General features: G+C 67.5%; 20 protein-coding genes. 7 read left to right on the forward strand and 13 right to left on the reverse strand.

What is annotated here, in order from left to right; all coding sequences use genetic code 11:
- Positions 1-189, forward strand: a 189-nt coding sequence (locus ASC98_RS20900; RefSeq protein WP_369821163.1) for an ExbD/TolR family protein, incomplete at its 5' end; no start/stop codon positions are given.
- 8 nt (positions 190-197) lie between these two features.
- Positions 198-1,400, forward strand: a complete 1,203-nt coding sequence (locus tag ASC98_RS20905; RefSeq protein ID WP_157604836.1) for a hypothetical protein — start codon at positions 198-200, stop codon at positions 1,398-1,400.
- A gap of 71 nt (positions 1,401-1,471) precedes the next feature.
- On the opposite strand, the gene ASC98_RS20910 is transcribed toward ASC98_RS20905, so the two are convergent.
- The 7 genes from ASC98_RS20910 to ASC98_RS20940 all read right to left on the reverse strand — a co-directional run bounded on the left by ASC98_RS20910 (position 1,472) and on the right by ASC98_RS20940 (position 6,216).
- On the reverse strand, positions 1,472-2,230 hold the full coding sequence (locus ASC98_RS20910; protein ID WP_056820426.1) for a 3-hydroxyacyl-CoA dehydrogenase: 759 nt from the start codon (positions 2,228-2,230) through the stop codon (positions 1,472-1,474).
- A gap of 10 nt (positions 2,231-2,240) precedes the next feature.
- Positions 2,241-2,894 carry an adenylate kinase gene (adk, locus tag ASC98_RS20915; protein ID WP_056808123.1) on the reverse strand — a complete coding sequence of 218 codons (654 nt, stop codon included), beginning with the start codon at positions 2,892-2,894 and terminating at the stop codon, positions 2,241-2,243.
- A 187-nt stretch (positions 2,895-3,081) separates the two neighbouring features.
- Positions 3,082-3,849 (reverse strand): 3-deoxy-manno-octulosonate cytidylyltransferase, encoded by a 768-nt coding sequence (kdsB, locus tag ASC98_RS20920; protein WP_056808125.1) that lies wholly within the window; start codon positions 3,847-3,849, stop codon positions 3,082-3,084.
- Positions 3,846-4,049, reverse strand: coding sequence for a Trm112 family protein (locus ASC98_RS20925; RefSeq protein ID WP_056808127.1), 204 nt, complete (start codon positions 4,047-4,049; stop codon positions 3,846-3,848). The genes kdsB and ASC98_RS20925 overlap by 4 nt, the downstream gene beginning before the upstream one ends.
- 14 nt (positions 4,050-4,063) lie before the next feature.
- Positions 4,064-5,095: a tetraacyldisaccharide 4'-kinase gene (gene lpxK, locus ASC98_RS20930; RefSeq protein WP_056808129.1), complete on the reverse strand. Its 1,032-nt coding sequence runs from the start codon at positions 5,093-5,095 to the stop codon at positions 4,064-4,066.
- Positions 5,096-5,139: 44 nt separating this feature from the next.
- Complete coding sequence (locus tag ASC98_RS20935) at positions 5,140-5,568, reverse strand: biopolymer transporter ExbD (protein ID WP_056808270.1); 429 nt, start codon at positions 5,566-5,568, stop codon at positions 5,140-5,142.
- Positions 5,569-5,580: 12 nt separating this feature from the next.
- Positions 5,581-6,216 (reverse strand): MotA/TolQ/ExbB proton channel family protein, encoded by a 636-nt coding sequence (locus ASC98_RS20940; protein ID WP_056808131.1) that lies wholly within the window; start codon positions 6,214-6,216, stop codon positions 5,581-5,583.
- A gap of 443 nt (positions 6,217-6,659) precedes the next feature.
- Between ASC98_RS20940 and xseA the strand changes: the two genes are divergently transcribed.
- Together xseA and ASC98_RS20950 are read left to right on the forward strand one after the other, a co-directional pair.
- Positions 6,660-8,000, forward strand: coding sequence for an exodeoxyribonuclease VII large subunit (gene xseA, locus ASC98_RS20945; protein ID WP_056808133.1), 1,341 nt, complete (start codon positions 6,660-6,662; stop codon positions 7,998-8,000).
- 23 nt (positions 8,001-8,023) lie between these two features.
- Positions 8,024-8,605, forward strand: coding sequence for a Fe-Mn family superoxide dismutase (locus ASC98_RS20950; protein ID WP_056808135.1), 582 nt, complete (start codon positions 8,024-8,026; stop codon positions 8,603-8,605).
- Positions 8,606-8,674: 69 nt separating this feature from the next.
- On the opposite strand, the gene ASC98_RS20955 is transcribed toward ASC98_RS20950, so the two are convergent.
- Both ASC98_RS20955 and ASC98_RS20960 read right to left on the reverse strand, forming a co-directional pair.
- The gene (locus ASC98_RS20955; RefSeq protein ID WP_056808137.1) at positions 8,675-9,127 is read right to left on the reverse strand and encodes a DUF192 domain-containing protein; all 453 of its coding nucleotides are present in this window, start codon (positions 9,125-9,127) and stop codon (positions 8,675-8,677) included.
- A 160-nt stretch (positions 9,128-9,287) separates the two neighbouring features.
- Entirely contained in the window at positions 9,288-9,485 is a 198-nt protein-coding gene (locus ASC98_RS20960; RefSeq protein ID WP_056808139.1) for a hypothetical protein, read from the reverse strand.
- A gap of 163 nt (positions 9,486-9,648) precedes the next feature.
- On the opposite strand from ASC98_RS20960, the gene icd reads away from it, so the two are divergent.
- On the forward strand, positions 9,649-10,902 hold the full coding sequence (icd, locus tag ASC98_RS20965) for an NADP-dependent isocitrate dehydrogenase (protein WP_056808141.1): 1,254 nt from the start codon (positions 9,649-9,651) through the stop codon (positions 10,900-10,902).
- Positions 10,903-11,237: 335 nt separating this feature from the next.
- Here icd and ASC98_RS20970 read toward each other — a convergent pair whose 3' ends face one another.
- On the reverse strand, positions 11,238-11,519 hold the full coding sequence (locus ASC98_RS20970; protein WP_056808144.1) for a cold-shock protein: 282 nt from the start codon (positions 11,517-11,519) through the stop codon (positions 11,238-11,240).
- 226 nt (positions 11,520-11,745) lie between these two features.
- Between ASC98_RS20970 and clpS the strand changes: the two genes are divergently transcribed.
- Together clpS and clpA are read left to right on the forward strand one after the other, a co-directional pair.
- Positions 11,746-12,099 carry an ATP-dependent Clp protease adapter ClpS gene (gene clpS / locus ASC98_RS20975; RefSeq protein WP_082541734.1) on the forward strand — a complete coding sequence of 118 codons (354 nt, stop codon included), beginning with the start codon at positions 11,746-11,748 and terminating at the stop codon, positions 12,097-12,099.
- A complete protein-coding gene (gene clpA / locus ASC98_RS20980; RefSeq protein ID WP_056808145.1) occupies positions 12,096-14,399 on the forward strand; it encodes an ATP-dependent Clp protease ATP-binding subunit ClpA in 2,304 nt (767 codons plus the stop codon). The genes clpS and clpA overlap by 4 nt, the downstream gene beginning before the upstream one ends.
- A gap of 88 nt (positions 14,400-14,487) precedes the next feature.
- Here clpA and ASC98_RS20985 read toward each other — a convergent pair whose 3' ends face one another.
- The 3 genes from ASC98_RS20985 to ASC98_RS20995 all read right to left on the reverse strand — a co-directional run bounded on the left by ASC98_RS20985 (position 14,488) and on the right by ASC98_RS20995 (position 16,673).
- A complete protein-coding gene (locus tag ASC98_RS20985; protein ID WP_056808147.1) occupies positions 14,488-15,291 on the reverse strand; it encodes a zinc-dependent peptidase in 804 nt (267 codons plus the stop codon).
- 6 nt (positions 15,292-15,297) lie between these two features.
- A complete protein-coding gene (locus ASC98_RS20990) occupies positions 15,298-16,110 on the reverse strand; it encodes a UDP-2,3-diacylglucosamine diphosphatase (protein WP_056808149.1) in 813 nt (270 codons plus the stop codon).
- A gap of 62 nt (positions 16,111-16,172) precedes the next feature.
- On the reverse strand, positions 16,173-16,673 hold the full coding sequence (locus tag ASC98_RS20995) for a peptidylprolyl isomerase (protein ID WP_056808151.1): 501 nt from the start codon (positions 16,671-16,673) through the stop codon (positions 16,173-16,175).
- Position 16,674: the final 1 nt, after the last annotated feature.

The raw sequence follows: 16,674 nt of genomic DNA on the forward strand, positions 1-16,674 counted from the left end.
GTGGTGCCCGACCGCACGGTGCTGGAGACGAAGCTGGCGGCGACGGCGGCGGTCGCGGATCAACCCGAGGTGCACATCCGCCCGAACAAGCTGGTGGAGTACAAGTCGGTGGCGATGGTGCTGGCCAGTGCGCAGCGGCTCGGGGTGAGCAAGCTGGGCATGGTGGGCAACGAGCAGTTCATCAAGTGAGCATGGCCATGAAGTTGAAACCCCTGTTGGCCGCGCTCGTGTTGGGCGCGGCACTCGGCGCGAACGCCCAAGAGGCGGTGCGCCCCGACGTGGGCAAGCCGCTGCAGGCGGCAGGCGAGCTGATCAAGGCCGGCAAGTACAAGGAAGCCTTGGCGAAGGTGCGCGACGCCGACGCGGTGCCGAACAAGAACGCGAGCGAGAGCTACACGATCGAGCGCATGCGCATCGCAGCCGCCTCGGGCGCGGGCGATGCCGACACCGCGGGCAAGTCGTTCGAGGCACTGGCGGCCAGCGGCAAGCTCGCGCAGGCCGACAAGCAGCGCATGCTCGAATCGCTGGCGGGCACGGCCTACCGGGCCAAGGACTACGCGAAGACGATGCAGTGGGGCCAGCGCTACTTCAAGGAAGGYGGCACCAGCGGCACGGTGCGCACGCTGCTGATCCAGAGCCAGTACCTGGGCGGKGACTTCGCCGGTGCGGCGCGCGAGCTGCAGGTGGAGATCAATGCGTCGGAGAAGGCCGGGCAGGCSCCGGCSGAAGACCGGCTGAAGCTGCTGGCCAATGCGACGCAGCGCATGAACGACACCAACGCGTAYGTGTGGGCGGTCGAGAARCTGGTGACGTACTACCCGCAGAAGCAGTACTGGACCGACCTGCTGGGGCGGCTGCAGCGCAAGCCGAACTTCAGCGACCGGCTGGCGCTGGACACCTACCGGCTGAGCCTGGCGACGGGTGCGACGAGCGCGGCGGCCGACTACATGGAGATGGTGCAGCTGGCGGTGCAGGCGGGCAGCCTGAACGAGGCGCAGCAGGCGATGGACAAGGGCTTCGCGGCGGGCGTGCTGGGCGTGGGCCCGGAGGCCGAGCGGCACAAGCGGTTGAAGGACCTGGTGGCCAAGCGGCTGGCGGARTCGAAGGCCGSKCAGGCGCAGGCGCTCGCGGACGCGAAGGCGGCCAAGGACGGCGGCGAGCTGCTGGCGATCGGCATGGACCAGGTCTATGGCGGGCAGGCGAAGGCGGGGCTGGAGCTGATGCAGCAGGGCATCGCGAAGGGCACGAAGCGCCCGGACGACGCGAAGCTGCACCTGGCGATCGCGCAGCTGGTGGCCGGCGACCATGCGAAATCGGCCGCGACCTTCAAGACCGTGCARGGCAACGACGGCACCGCCGACCTGGCGCGCCTGTGGGCGCTGTACGCCCGCAAGAAGTAGCCGGGATGCCAATCCGGGAGCGGCGGTTCGACGCCTGATGCTGCTCCCGGGATGTCTCCCGGGCTACGAGGTCACTTCGGTGCGAGGCGGATCGCGCCGTCCAGGCGGATCACTTCCCCATTCAGCATCTCGTTCGTGATGATCTGGTGCACCAGCTTCGCGTAGTCGGCGGGCGTGCCCAGGCGGCTCGGGAAGGGCACGCCGGCAGCCAGCGCGTCCTGCACCTCCTGCGGCATGCCGAACAGCATCGGCGTGCCGAAGATGCCCGGCGCGATCGTCATGTTGCGGATGCCGTTGCGTGCCAGGTCGCGCGCGATCGGCAGCGTCATGCCGACGATCCCGCCTTTCGACGCCGAGTACGCCGCCTGCCCGATCTGCCCATCGTAGGCGGCGACGCTGGCGGTGGAAATCAGCACGCCGCGCTCGCCGGTGGGTTCGGGCGCGTTGCGGCTCATCGCCTCGGCCGCGAGCCGGATCATGTTGAAGCTGCCGATCAGGTTGACCGTCACCGTCTTCGCGAACACCGCGAGCGGGTGCGCGCCGTCCTTGCCCACGGTCTTGACCGCCGGCGCAATGCCGGCGCAGTTGACGAGGCCCATCAGCTTGCCGGCGGCGGTGGCCGCAGCGACCGCCGCCTGCCCGTCGGCCTCCTGGCTGACGTCGCAGCGCACGAACACGCCGCCCAGTTCCTTCGCGACCGCTTCGCCCTTGTCGGCCTGCAGGTCGGCGATGACGACCTTGCCGCCGGCCGCCGAGAGCATGCGCGCCGTGCCTTCGCCGAGGCCCGAGGCCCCGCCGGTCACGATGAAGACCTTGCCTGCGATGTCCATGGGGAGCCTCTTACTGGAGTGCGGCCAGTGCGCGTGCGGTGATCTCCTCGACCGAGCCGGTGCCGGAGATCTTGCGGTATTGCGGCGCCGCGGCGTCGCCGGTGGCCGCCCAGCCGGAGTAGTACTCGACCAGCGGGCGCGTCTGCTTCTGGTAGACCTCCAGGCGCTTCTTGACGGTCTCTTCCTTGTCGTCGTCGCGCTGGATGAGTTCTTCGCCGGTCAGGTCGTCGCGGCCGGCGGTCTTCGGCGGGTTGAATTTCAGGTGGTAGCTGCGGCCCGAGGCCGGGTGCACGCGGCGGCCGCTGATGCGTTCGATGATCGCGGCGTCCGGCACGTCGATCTCGAGCACCAGGTCGAGCTTGACGCCGGCCGCCTTCATCGCGTCGGCCTGCGGGATCGTGCGCGGGAAGCCGTCGAACAGGAAGCCCTTCGCGCAATCGGGCTGGGCGATGCGCTCCTTGACGAGACCGATGATGATGTCGTCGCTGACCAGGCCGCCGGCGTCCATCACCTTCTTCGCGGCCACGCCGAGCGGTGTGCCGGCCTTGACGGCCGCGCGGAGCATGTCGCCGGTGGAGATCTGCGGGATGCCGAACTTCTGGCAAATGAACGCCGCTTGCGTGCCCTTACCGGCGCCTGGTGCGCCCAGCAGAATCAGTCTCATCAGTCATCCTCAATTTATGGAATTCGTGGTCGCGGTGCCGGCCGGCGCAGACACGGACTTTTGCCGTCGAGAATAGCATGCGACCCCCTGCGCGAAACTGACGCAGGGCAGGCCGCGGCGCCCTCGGGGCCCCCGGGTTTACACCCGCTTTGCCGCGCGAATCGCCGCCCGGATCGCGCCGGGGTTTTCAGCCGATCAATGCCCTCGCACGGGCCAGGTCCTCGGGCGTGTCGACCCCCGGTCCCGGGCGCACCGCGCTGACATGCACCGCGATGCGGTGCCCATGCCACAGCACGCGCAACTGCTCGAGCGATTCGGTCTGCTCGAGCGGGCAGGGCGGCAACTTCGGGAAATCCCGCAGGAAGCCGACGCGGTAGCCGTACAGGCCGATGTGGCGCAACGGGGCGGCCAACGAACCGGCGGGCGACGACAGTGCCTCGATGCCCGACGCGTAGCCATCGCGCCACCACGGGATCGGCGCGCGCGAGAAGTAGAGCGCGCGGTTCGCGCCGTCGAGCACGACCTTCACGACGTTCGGGTTGCGCAGCTCGTCGGCGCTGTCGATCGCATGCGCGGCGGTGCTCATCGGGCAGTCGGTCTGCGACTGCAGCAATGCCGCGCAGGCATCGACCAGCGCCGGGTCGATCAGCGGTTCGTCGCCCTGCACGTTGACGACGATCTCGTCGGGCTGCAGGCCCAGCAGCGCGCAGGCTTCCGCGAGACGATCGCTGCCGGTCGGGTGGTCGGTGCGGGTCAGCACGCAGGTCACGTCGTGGGCTCGGCACGCGGCGACGATCTCGGCGTCATCGGCCGCCACCACCACCTGCTGCGCGCCCGACAGCGCGGCGCGGCGCGCGACGCGCACGATCATCGGCAGCCCGCCGATGTCGGCCAGCGGCTTGCGCGGCAGCCGCGTCGACTGCAGCCGCGCCGGCACCAGCACGGTGAAGCTCACGCGGCGCTCCCGGCCTCGGCAGGGGTGTCGAGCGATCGCGCCTCGGCCTCGAGCATGATCGGCATGCCGTCGCGCACCGGGAAGGCCAGGCGGTCGGCATGGCACACCAGCTCGTGGGCGGTGTCCTGCGGCGGGCGCTTGTGCTCGAGCGGCCCCTTGCACAGGGGGCACACCAGCAGTTGAAGCAGTCGGGTGTCCATCGAGTGTCCTCGGGTCAGGAGTGGGCGGCCGGCGCGTGCTTCGGCAGCAGCGCCAGCAGGTCGGCCGCGAAGGCCGGCGGAAGCTGGAAGTCTAGCGTCGCGACCCACACGCGGGTCATGCCCAGGCGCGCGGGATCGAGCTTGACGGCATCTTTCTCGGTGACGACGACGTCGGCCGTGTCGGTCGGCCACGGCAACGCTGCGAAGTCGTGGTGATCGGGCAGCGGCAGCTCGGCGATGTCGAGGCCGGCATCGCGCAGCATCGAGAAGAAGCGCTGCGGATGCGCCAGCCCGGCGGCGGCGACCAGGCGGCGGCCGCGCAGATCGGCGCCCGCCGTGGCGTCGCCCTGGCGGCCGTCCAGCCACGCCTGCAGCGGCGTGAAACGGCCGAGGCGACGCTGCGCGACATGCCCCGGCAGCGGCGTCGACGCGGCCGGCGCGTTGTACAGCAGCACGCTGCGCGCCGGCAGCGTCGACGGCATCGGCTCGCGCAACGGGCCGGCGGGCAGCAGCCAGCCGTTGCCGGCGCCGCGTTCGTCGAACACGATGACCTGCGCATCGCGCGCCAGCTGCCGGTGCTGCAGGCCGTCGTCGCAGACGATCACGTCGACCGCCGGGTGCGCCGCGAGCAGCGTGCGGCCGGCCTGTGCACGCCGCCGGCCGACGGCCACCGGCGCTTCGCTGCGGCGCTGCATCAGCAGCGGCTCGTCGCCGCAGGCGCTGGAGGGCGTGTCCGGCGTCACCAGCACGACCGCGTCGCCCGCGTTGCCACCGTAGCCGCGCGACACGATGCCGGGCGTCCAGCCGCGTTGCCGCAACAGGTCGACCAGCGCGAGGCAGGTGGGGGTCTTGCCGGCGCCACCGGCGATCAGGTTGCCGACGACGATCACCGGCACCGGCAGGCGGTCGATGCGCCGCCAGCCGGCCCGGAAGGCGACGTCGCGCAGCGCGATGACCGCGCCGTACAGTCCCGCCAGCGGCAGCAGCGCCCACGCGAGCGCACCACGCGCCAGCCAGGCGCGCTGCAGTCGGAGGGACAGCGACACGGGGGGGTGAGAGAGGGGCAGGACGGGGCGCGGCGCGGGACCGCTCAGCGCGCTTCGCTGCCCTGCGACGATTGGGCCGCGAAGGTCAGCCGCGCCAGGCCCGCGCGGCGTGCGGCGTCCATCACCGTGATGACGGACTGGTGCGACGACGCCGCATCGGCCGACACGATGATGATCGCGTCCTTCGAGCCGGCCGCCGCCGCCAGCAGCTCGGCCGTCAGCATCTCGACGTTGCGGCCGTCGAGCGTCTTGCGGTTGACCGCGTAGCGCCCTTCGGCCGAGATCGCGACGATCACTTCCTTGTTGTTCTCGCGCGGCTTGTCGGCATCGGCCACCGGCAGGCTGACCTGCAGCTCGGTGAACTTCGAGTAGGTGGTCGACAGCATCAGGAAGATCAGGACGACCAGCAGCACGTCGATGAACGGGATCAGGTTGATCTCGGGTTCTTCGGGGTGATGCTTGCGGAACTTCATCGCCATGGCCCGTCAGCTCGCCTTGCGCACGGCGGTGAAGCGCATCAGGTGCGGCACCATGCGCTCGGCGGCTTGTTCCATCTCGAGCGTGTAGGCGTCGATCAGGCCGCGGAAGTAGCGGTAGGCGATCAGCGACGGGATCGCGATCATCAGGCCGAACGCGGTGTTGTACAGCGCGACCGAGATGCCATGCGCCAGCAGTGCCGGGTTGCTGCCGCCGGTGGGCGCCTGCGATCCGAAGATCTCGATCATGCCGATCACCGTGCCCATCAGCCCCAGCAGCGGCGCGGCCGACGCGATGGTGCCCAGCGTGTTCAGGAAGCGCTCCATCTTGTGCACCGCGCTGCGGCCGGCGGATTCGAACGCGCCGTGCAGGTTGTCGTGCGAGATGCGCGGGTCGGCGATGATCGCCCGCAGGCCGGTGGCGAGCACCTGGCCGAGCAGCGAGTTGTCGGCGAGCTTGTTGACGACGTCGGCGGCCGGCAGGTGGGCGCGGGTGACCGAGATCACTTCATCGAGCAGCCGCGGCGGCGCGATGCGTGCGACCCGCAGGCTCGACAGGCGCTCGATGATCAGCGCGAGCGCAATGATGGAACACAGGAGCAAGGGCCAGATCGGCCAGCCAGCGGCTTGTATGATCGAAAACAATCCGGTCCTCTCAGCAATGGTGGGATGCGGTGATGCACAGGAGCCGCGGTCGACCGCCTCACCACAGGGTCTCGGGCGGTCTCTTTTTGGACGCGCGATTATGACCCCAAGGCAGGCCCGCGACGCACATCGGCAAGGCAACCGCATGTTTGCCGACGGTCCCCGCGCGGGGACCCGGCTCGGTGGTCCGATGTAGTACCGGCCGACTACATCCTGAGTCCACCGCAACTGTGGATAACTTTGTGGGCAACCCCGGGTCGAACCCGTCCAGGCCGCGCCAAATCAGGCTCCGCCACAGATTGCTCAAACTTTAAGCATGGAAAATATGTTGAAAATCAAGGAGTTAGGCGATTGTGAATGCGGCATGACAGCCGAAGTACGCCGCCAGCCCTTGATTGGCGGGCTTGTGGAGTTCTCGACCCGCATGAACGCTGGGTTTCCCCATGCTTGAGCGGTCCGCGGCACGGGGCGAGCGCCTGGTCTGGAGCGTCGCGGGGCTGGTCCACGCGGTGTCGGACGCGCTGGCGGCGCGGTTCAGCGCCTGTGTCGTGCAGGGCGAACTGTCGGGCTTCTCGCGCGCCGCCAGCGGCCACTGCTACTTCAGCCTGAAGGATGCCGACGGGCAGCAGGCGACCCTCCGCTGTGCGATGTTCCGGCGCGCGGCGAGCCTGGTGGCGTTCAACCCGGCCGACGGACAGCGCGTCGAGGTGCGCGGGCGGCTCGCGGTCTACGAACCGCGCGGCGAGTTGCAGTTCGTCGTCGAATCGATGCAGCAGGCCGGTGCCGGTGCGCTGTACGAGCAGTTCCTGCGGCTGAAGGCACGGCTCGAGGCCGAAGGCGTGTTCGATCCGCTGCGCAAGCGCGAGCTGCCGCGTTATCCGCGGCGGCTGGGGGTCGTCACGTCGACGTCGGGCGCGGCGCTGCACGACGTGCTGACCGCGCTCGAGCGGCGCGCGCCGCATGTGGCCGTCGTCGTCTATCCGAGCCTGGTGCAGGGCGCCGAGGCGCCTGCCGCGCTGGTGCGCGCGCTCGCGCAGGCGGCCGAACGCAACGAGGTCGATGCGCTGATCGTGTGCCGCGGCGGCGGCTCGCTGGAGGACCTGTGGGCCTTCAACGACGAGCGCGTGGTGCGCGCCATCGCGGCCAGCCCGCTGCCGACGATCTGCGGGGTCGGCCATGAGACCGACGTGACGCTGGCCGACTTCGCCGCCGACCTGCGCGCGCCGACACCGACCGCCGCGGCCGAGCTGGCGGCGCCGCCGGTGCGTGAGCTGGCCGAGATGCTGGCCGCATTCGCGACGCTGATGCAGCGCCGCATGCACCATGTGCTCGACCAGCAGTCGCAATGGATCGACCGTGCCGCGTTGCGGCTCGCGCGGCCGGGGCAGGGCGTGCGGGCGACGGCGCAGCGCCTGCAGGGCCTGGCGCACCGGCTGCAGGCCAGTGCGCAGCGGCGCCTGCAGGCCGATGCGTACCGCCTCGACAGCGTCGCGCCGCGTCTCGCACGCGGCCTGCAGCGCAGCACCGAAGGCGCCGGGCACCGCGTGCATGCGCTGGCCGCGCGGTTGCAGGCGGTCGATCCGCGCCAGGTGCTCGCGCGCGGCTACGCCTGGCTCGAAGACGAGCAGGGCGCGCCGGTCGCGAGTGTCGCGACGCTGGCGGTCGGACAGCGGCTGGGCGCGGTGTTTTCGGACGGCCGCGCCACGGTCGACGTGAAGCAAGTGACGTCATCGGACGCGCGCCTGCAACCGGCGCCTGCTCTGCCTACAATGCGCCCCACCTGACTCGATACCCGAAAGGAATTCGCATGGAACACACGCTGCCGCCGCTGCCTTACGCGCAAGATGCCCTCGCCCCGCACCTGAGCAAGGAAACGCTCGAATACCACTACGGCAAGCACCACAACGCGTATGTGGTGAACCTGAACAACCTGCAGAAGGGCACCGAGTTCGAGTCCCTGAGCCTGGAAGAGATCGTCAAGAAGGCCTCGGGTGGCATCTACAACAATGCCGCGCAGATCTGGAACCACACCTTCTTCTGGAATTGCATGAAGCCGGCCGGTGGCGGCGAACCGAAGGGCGCGCTGGCCGCGGCGATCGCCGCGAAGTTCGGCAGCTATGCGTCGTTCAAGGAAGCCTTCACGAAGAGCGCCGTCGGCAACTTCGGTTCGGGCTGGACCTGGCTCGTGAAGAAGGCCGACGGCAGCGTCGACATCGTCAACATGGGCGCGGCCGGCACGCCGCTGACCACCGCCGACAAGGCGCTGCTGACGATCGACGTGTGGGAGCATGCCTACTACATCGACTACCGCAACCTGCGCCCGAAGTTCGTCGAGGTCTTCCTGACCTCGCTGGTCAACTGGGACTTCGCCGAAAAGAATTTCGCCTGATCGATCGCGATCCGCGACAGACAAGACAAAGCCGGTCGAGAGACCGGCTTTTTTGTTGGATCGGCGTGCTCAGCGACCGAACGGCGTGCCCGACAGCTTGTCGCCGGACTTGATGCCGCGCTTCGCGAACCAACCCTGGTTCATCTCGAGCACGAAGCGCACCGGCTTCTTCGAGCAGTGCGAGTCGAGCGTCTGCGGCTTCATATCTTCGATGTTGACGACGGTGCCGTCGTCGGCGATGAAGGCGGCCGACAGCGGCAGCAGCGTGTTCTTCATCCAGAAGCACTGCACGCCGGCGTCTTCGAACGCGAACAGCATGCCGTCGTTGGTGCCCATCGTGCGGCGGAACATCAGGCCGGTGGCCCGTTGATCGGGCGTCTGCGCGACCTGCGCCTGGATGTTGTGGATGCCGGCGGTGATCTGGATCGCGGGCAGTTGCTGCGGAGCGTCCTGCGCGATGGCAGCGACGGCGATCGCGCCGAAGGCGAGCAGGGCGAGCAGGCGGGTGGCGAGGGTCTTCATGGGCTGGCGGACATCCGGTGGAAGAGGTGGCCGCAACAGAGGGCGGCTGCAGAAGAAGGGGGAGCGGGCGAGTTTAGCGAGCACCAAGAAAAACGCCCGGCATGGCCGGGCGTTCTTCATGCAACTCAGCGAAGCGGGCGCGAGCCCGGCTCCTCTTGAATCACTTGGCAGCCGAAGCAGCCTTTTCGCTCTTCTCGGCCTTCTTGGCTTCAGCCTTCTCGGCCTTCTTTTCGGCCTTCTTGTCAGCCTTGGCGGCGGCCGAGGCAGCCGGCTTGGCGGCTTCAGCGGGCTTCGCATCAGCGGCGAAAGCGCCGGCAGCGAACAGGGAAGCAATCAGGGCGGCCAGAATCTTGTTCATGTGAAAACCTTTCGAAAGTTTGGATCCGCCGTCCATCGGTGGACGACCCGCCCGTAACGCGGGCTCTCGAAAGTCGGTTGACACGGCACGTGACATAGAATCGCCGGCTTCAGTGCGGTCCGGTCCCAGTCACTCCAACATCAGCAGCGCGCGGAGCTATCTCATGTATCAGCACATCAAGGTGCCCGAGGGCGGGCAGAAGATCACCGTCAACGCGGACTTCTCGCTCAACGTCCCCGACCAGCCCATCATTCCGTACATCGAAGGCGACGGCACGGGCTACGACATCACCCCGGTGATGATCAAGGTCGTCGACGCCGCGGTGGCGAAGGCCTACAAGGGCAGCAAGAAGATCCACTGGATGGAGATCTTCGCCGGCGAGAAGTCGACCAAGATCTACGGCCCCGACGTGTGGCTGCCCGAAGAGACGCTGCAGGTCCTGCGCGAGTACGTCGTGTCGATCAAGGGCCCGCTGACGACGCCGGTCGGCGGCGGCATCCGCTCGCTGAACGTCGCACTGCGCCAGGAGCTCGACCTCTACGTCTGCCTGCGTCCGATCCAGTACTTCAAGGGCGTGCCGTCGCCGGTGAAGGAACCCGAGAAGACCAACATGGTGATCTTCCGCGAGAACTCGGAAGACATCTACGCCGGCATCGAATTCGAGGCCGAGAGCGACAAGGCCAAGAAGCTGATCAAGTTCCTGCAGGACGAATTCGGTGTCAAGAAGATCCGCTTCCCGAACACCTCGGGCATCGGCATCAAGCCGGTCTCGCGCGAAGGCACGGAGCGCCTGGTGCGCAAGGCGATCCAGTACGCGATCGACAACGACAAGCCCAGCGTGACCATCGTGCACAAGGGCAACATCATGAAGTTCACCGAAGGTGGCTTCCGTGATTGGGCCTACGGCCTGGCGCAGAAGGAATTCGGCGCCGAGCTGATCGACGGCGGCCCGTGGTGCAAGTTCAAGAACCCGAACACGGGCAAGGACATCACGATCAAGGATTCGATCGCTGATGCCTTCCTGCAGCAGATCCTGCTGCGCCCGGCCGAGTACTCGGTGATCGCGACGCTGAACCTGAACGGCGACTACGTCTCCGACGCGCTGGCGGCCCAGGTCGGCGGCATCGGCATCGCCCCGGGTGCGAACCTGAGCGACTCGGTCGCGATGTTCGAAGCCACCCACGGCACGGCCCCGAAGTACGCCGGCAAGGACTACGTGAACCCGGGTTCCGAGATCCTGTCGGCCGAAATGATGCTGCGCCACATGGGCTGGAGCGAAGCGGCGAACCTGATCATCAGCTCGATGGAGAAGTCGATCCTGTCGAAGAAGGTCACGTACGACTTCGCGCGCCTGATGGACGGCGCGACCCAGGTGTCGTGCTCGGGCTTCGGCCAGGTGATGATCGACCACATGTGATCCTCATGGGATCGTCCGCCGGTGGCTTCGGCCCGGCGGTGGTCTGCAAACCCCTTGTTCCTGCGTGGAGCAAGGGGTTTTTTGTTGGGCCCTGCGTTGCACGTGGTCCGGCGCGCGCTTCGCCAACTCGCAATGAAGACGGCCCGGAGCCGTCTGGTTCGGGAAGCCGATGAAGGCTTTCCGCACCAGACGATGCGCCGGGCCATGCTGGCCATGCGAGCTGCATGACGGCAACGGTCACCGACCACCGAAGTGGCAACGGCCAACCACAGCCCACGCGCTGCCTGCGCAGCGCGCGTTCTTCCACGCCGCCTGCGCGGCGCGTGCCCTACGCCCTAGGCTGCAGCAGCTGAGGACTCCGTCACACCGACAGAACTGCGGCGATGCGGGGTCGTCTCGGGTGCGTCGAGCGCAGAGATGTTCTGCGCGAGCTGGCCTTTCGGGCCTTGCACCACTTCGTAGCTCACGCGGCCGCCCTGCTTGAGCGTGCGAAAGCCTTCACTCTGGATGGCCGAAAAATGTGCGAACACATCCTCGCCACCCCCTTCCGGTTCAATGAAGCCGAATCCCTTCGCATCATTGAACCACTTCACGGTTCCGAACAACTTCTGGGCCATATTGGTCTCCTATCCCTGTGAGCGAAGAATTTTGTGCGCCACCTTGGTGACTGTCAAGGCACGGCAAACCATGGTTCAGGGCCATGCAACCAAATGCATTCCGTGCGCGGCCGTGTCGTAGAACAATGGGCACGTCGTGATGCATTTCCGGCCCTTGCAGTTCGTTCGGATGTCGCAATATCTGTCCGGGTGAGCACTGCGAAAATCAACTCTATAGAATGGTTCCATGCCAGAGGAAAAACCAACACCGCCAGAGCCGCTGAAGCGGCCGACACCCGATGACGGGCAAGGAGCGGTTGTGGCCGAAAGGCAGGCCGCGAAGACAGAGCCGCCGCGCATGTACCAGGTGGTACTGCTCAACGACGACTACACACCGATGGAGTTTGTCGTGATGGTGCTTCAGGAGTATTTCCAGCGCGACCTCGAAACCGCGACGCAGATCATGCTCAAGGTTCACAAAGAGGGCCGCGGAGTCTGCGGCGTCTATACGAAGGACGTCGCTGCAACCAAGGTCGAATTGGTGCTGGCCGCTGCCCGTCGGGGCGGCCACCCGTTGCAATGCATTATGGAGGCCGCATGATCGCGCAAGAGCTTGAAGTCAGCCTGCACATGGCGTTCGTCGAGGCGCGCCAGCAGCGCCACGAATTCATCACCGTCGAGCACCTGCTGATGGCGCTGCTCGACAACCCGTCCGCCGCAGAGGTCCTGCGAGCGTGCTCGGCCAACATCGACGACCTGCGCAAGAGCCTTGCGCAGTTCATCAAGGAAAACACGCCGACCGTCGGCGGGGCCGAAGAGGTCGACACGCAGCCCACGCTGGGATTCCAGCGCGTGATCCAGCGCGCGATCATGCACGTGCAGTCCACCGGCAGCGGCAAGAAGGAAGTGACCGGCGCCAACGTGCTGGTCGCGATCTTCGGCGAGAAGGACTCGCACGCGGTCTACTACCTGCACCAGCAGGGCGTGACGCGGCTCGACGTCGTCAACTTCATCGCGCACGGCATCAAGAAGACCGATCCGCCGGAGCCGGCCAAGCCGAGCGACGGCGGCGCGAGTGCCGAAGGCGAGAAGGACGAAGGCGAAGGCAAGGGCTCGCCGCTCGACCAGTTCACGCAGAACCTGAACCAGATGGCGCGCGACGGCAAGATCGATCCGCTGATCGGCCGCGAGCTCGAAGTCGAGCGCGTGATCCAGATCCTGTGCCGCCGCCGCAAGAACAACCCGCTGCTGGTCGGTGAAGCCGGTGTCGGCAAGACGGCCATCGCCGAGGGCCTGGCCTGGCGCATCACGCAGGGCGACGTGCCGGAGATCCTGGCCGATGCCAACGTGTATTCGCTCGACATGGGCGCGCTGCTGGCCGGCACCAAGTACCGCGGCGATTTCGAGCAGCGCCTGAAGAGCGTGCTGAAGCACCTGAAGGACCAGCCGAACGCGGTGCTGTTCATCGACGAGATCCACACGCTGATCGGTGCCGGTGCGGCGTCGGGCGGCACGCTGGACGCCAGCAACCTGCTGAAGCCGGCGCTCAGCTCGGGTGCAATGAAGTGCATTGGTGCGACCACCTTCACGGAGTACCGCGGCATCTTCGAGAAGGATGCGGCGCTGTCCCGGCGCTTCCAGAAGGTCGATGTGGTCGAGCCGTCGGTCGAGCAGACGATCGAGATCCTGAAGGGCCTGAAGTCGCGCTTCGAAGAGCATCACAGCGTCAAGTACGCGCTGGGCGCGCTGCAGGCCGCGGCCGAGTTGTCGGCGAAGTTCATCAACGACCGCCACCTGCCCGACAAGGCGATCGACGTGATCGACGAAGCCGGTGCCGCGCAGCGCATCCTGCCGAAGAGCAAGCAGAAGAAGACCATCACCCGCAACGAGGTCGAGGAGATCGTCGCGAAGATCGCGCGCATCCCGCCGACCAGCGTGTCGAGCGATGACCGCTCGAAGCTAAAGACGCTGGACCGCGACCTGAACAGCGTGGTGTTCGGCCAGGAGCCGGCGGTCGAGGCCATCGCGGCGGCCATCAAGATGGCGCGTTCCGGCCTGGGCAAGCCCGACAAGCCGATCGGTTCGTTCCTGTTCAGCGGCCCCACCGGCGTCGGCAAGACCGAGGTCGCGAAGCAGCTCGCGTTCATCCTGGGCATCGAGCTGATCCGCTTCGACATGAGCGAGTACATGGAGCGCCATGCGGTCAGCCGCCTGATCGGTGCGCCTCCGGGCTATGTCGGCTTCGACCAGGGCGGCCTGCTGACCGAGGCGATCACGAAGAAGCCGCATGCGGTGCTGCTGCTCGACGAGATCGAGAAGGCGCACCCGGACGTCTTCAACGTGCTGCTGCAGGTGATGGACCACGGCACGCTGACCGACAACAACGGGCGCAAGGCCGACTTCCGCAACGTCATCATCATCATGACGACGAATGCGGGCGCGGAGACGATGAACAAGTCGACGATCGGCTTCACGAACGCCCGCGAGCAGGGCGACGAGATGGCCGACATCAAGCGCCTGTTCACGCCGGAGTTCCGCAACCGCCTCGACGCCACGGTGAGCTTCCGCGCGCTCGACGAAGAAATCATCATGCGGGTGGTCGACAAGTTCCTGCTGCAACTGGAGAGCCAGTTGCAGGAGAAGAAGGTCGAGGTCACGTTCACCGACGGGCTGCGCAAGCTGCTGGCGAAGAAGGGGTTCGATCCGCTGATGGGGGCTCGCCCGATGCAGCGCCTGATCCAGGACACGATCCGCCGTGCACTGGCCGACGAACTGCTGTTCGGCAGCCTGGTCGACGGTGGCCGCCTGACGGTCGACGTGGATGCCGATGGCAAGACTGTGCTCGACATCCAGCCGTCGAAGAAGATCGACAAGCCGAAGGCCGAGCCGGCGACGGCCTGATCCTCTTCACGCGGCACGCGGCAGTCGCGACAACGGGGCCTTCGGGCCCCGTTCTTCATTCAATCGGCGCTCGCCGAGCCACCGGGAATCAGGCGAGCGGGAAGCGCGCCGCCGGGTCCTGCTCGAAGAAGTCCCTCAGAAGCGCGTACAGCGGCGCATCCCAGGCCTGCAGGTCGAGTGGCGCGACGAAGAAGGTCTCGCAGGCCACCGCGAAGAACTCGTCGGGGCCTTCGGCGGCGTACGGGTCCATGAAGATGTCGTCGTCGCGGTCGACCTCGGCGCAGAAGCGCTCGTAGCTGGCCGGCATCACTTCGCGCCAGCGCTGGTGCGCCTCGCGGCTCGGCAGCGGCGGGATGCCGTCGGAGCGGCCGTCGCGCATGTCGATGACGTGCGCGAACTCGTGGATGACGACGTTGTAGGCCCAGCCGCTGCCGTCTTCCGGATTCTCCTGCGCCTCGGCGACGTCGCGCCACGACAGCGTCATCGGCCCGGCGCCGGGCGCCTCGCCGGTCAGCGCCTCTTCGTATTCGTGCACGATGCCGTCGTCGTCGACCACCTCGCGCTTCGCGAGCATCTCGTCGGGGTGCACGACGATCAGCACGAAGCCGTCGTACCAGCCGAGCCCGAGCCGCAGCACCGGCAGGCAGGCCTGCGCGGCGATCGCGACCGCCATCGCATCGTTGACGACCACGCCGTGCGTGCCGTGGAACTGCTTGTCGGCGAGAAACAGCGTCGCGAAGCGGCGCAGCTGCGCAGCGTCGGCCTCATCGAGATCACCGAGGAAGGGATAGCGCGCCAGCGTCTCGTGCCACAGCGCATCGGGAATCGGCCGGCGTGCCAGCGTGCGGCGCTCTCGCCACCCCTGCCACGCCGAGACCAGCCGTCCCAGCACGACCGCTCAGGCGAGCGCCACGCCGGGAGGCGTGATGCGCCTGAAGCCGCGCGCGCTCAGCCGCAGCACCTCGGCGCGGTGCGGCGGGTGGTCGAGCTCCCAGTCGCTCAGCACGTGGCGCAGCATGCCCGGCGCCAGCGGCTCGCTGCCTGGGTGGTGCGTGTGGCCGTGCACCATCGTCGTCGCGCCGGCTTCATGCAGCCAGCGCACCGCGGCCGCGCCGTCGACGTCGGCCCAGTCCATCGGAGCCGGGTTGCTGCGCTTGAGCTGCTCGCTCTCGTTGCGCACTGCCCGCGCAAAGCGACGGCGCTCGTCGAGCGGCTTCGCAAGGAAGTCCTGCTGCCAGGCCTCGCTGCGCACCAGCGCGCGGAACTGCTGGTACTTGGTGTCGTCCAGGCACAGCGCATCGCCGTGCGTCAGCAGCACGCGTTGCCCGAAGGCTTGCAGCACCGTCGGGTCGGGCAGCGCGAGCACGCCGCAGTCGCGCAGCATGTCGAGCCCGACCAGGAAGTCGCGGTTGCCCGCCATGAAGCCTACCGTGCGCCGGCAGGCCGCCTCGGCCAGTTCGTTGGCGCAGCGCGCCTCGAACTCGTCGTGGCGGCTGTCGTCGCCGGCCCACACCTCGAACAGGTCGCCGAGGATGAACACCGCGTCGGCGTCGGTCGTGCGCAGGTAGGCCGACCAGGCATCGAAGGTGCGCGGCGTGTCGGCGCTCAGGTGCAGGTCGGAGATGAAATCCACGCTGCGCCAGTCGGTCGGCGCCAGGTACTCCCAGAGGCTGGGCAACGGTGGCGGTGCAACGGCGGTTTGGCGCGACATGGAACCCCGTACTGCAGGTTGTGGCGGGCGGTGAGGGCGCTCGAGGTGGGTGAGCCCCGGGCTCAGACCACCTTGGCTTCGAGGATCACGACGTCTTCGGTCGGCACATCGCTGTGGCCGCCCTTGTTGCCGGTCTTCACCTGCTCGATCTTGTCGACGACGTCCTGGCCGGCGATGACCTTGCCGAACACCGCATAGCCCCAGCCGGACGGCGTCTCGGACTTGAAGTTCAGGAAGTCGTTGTCGGTCGCGTTGATGAAGAACTGCGCGGTGGCCGAATGCGGCACGCTGGTGCGCGCCATCGCGAGCGTGTAGTGATCGTTCTTCAGGCCGTTGCCGGCTTCGTTCTGGATCTGTGCATCGGTCGGCTTCTGCTTCATGCCGGGCTCGAAGCCGCCGCCCTGGATCATGAAGCCCTTGATGACGCGGTGGAACACCGTGCCGGCGTAGTGGCCCTTCTCGACGTACGAGAGGAAGTTCTTGACCGACAGCGGCGCCTTGGCGTCGTCGAGTTCGATGCGGATGGTGCCGTGGTTGGTGACCAGGTCGACGAGTTTGCTCATG

The sequence above is a fragment of the Rhizobacter sp. Root1238 genome (assembly GCF_001425825.1).
Classification (GTDB): domain Bacteria; phylum Pseudomonadota; class Gammaproteobacteria; order Burkholderiales; family Burkholderiaceae_C; genus Rhizobacter.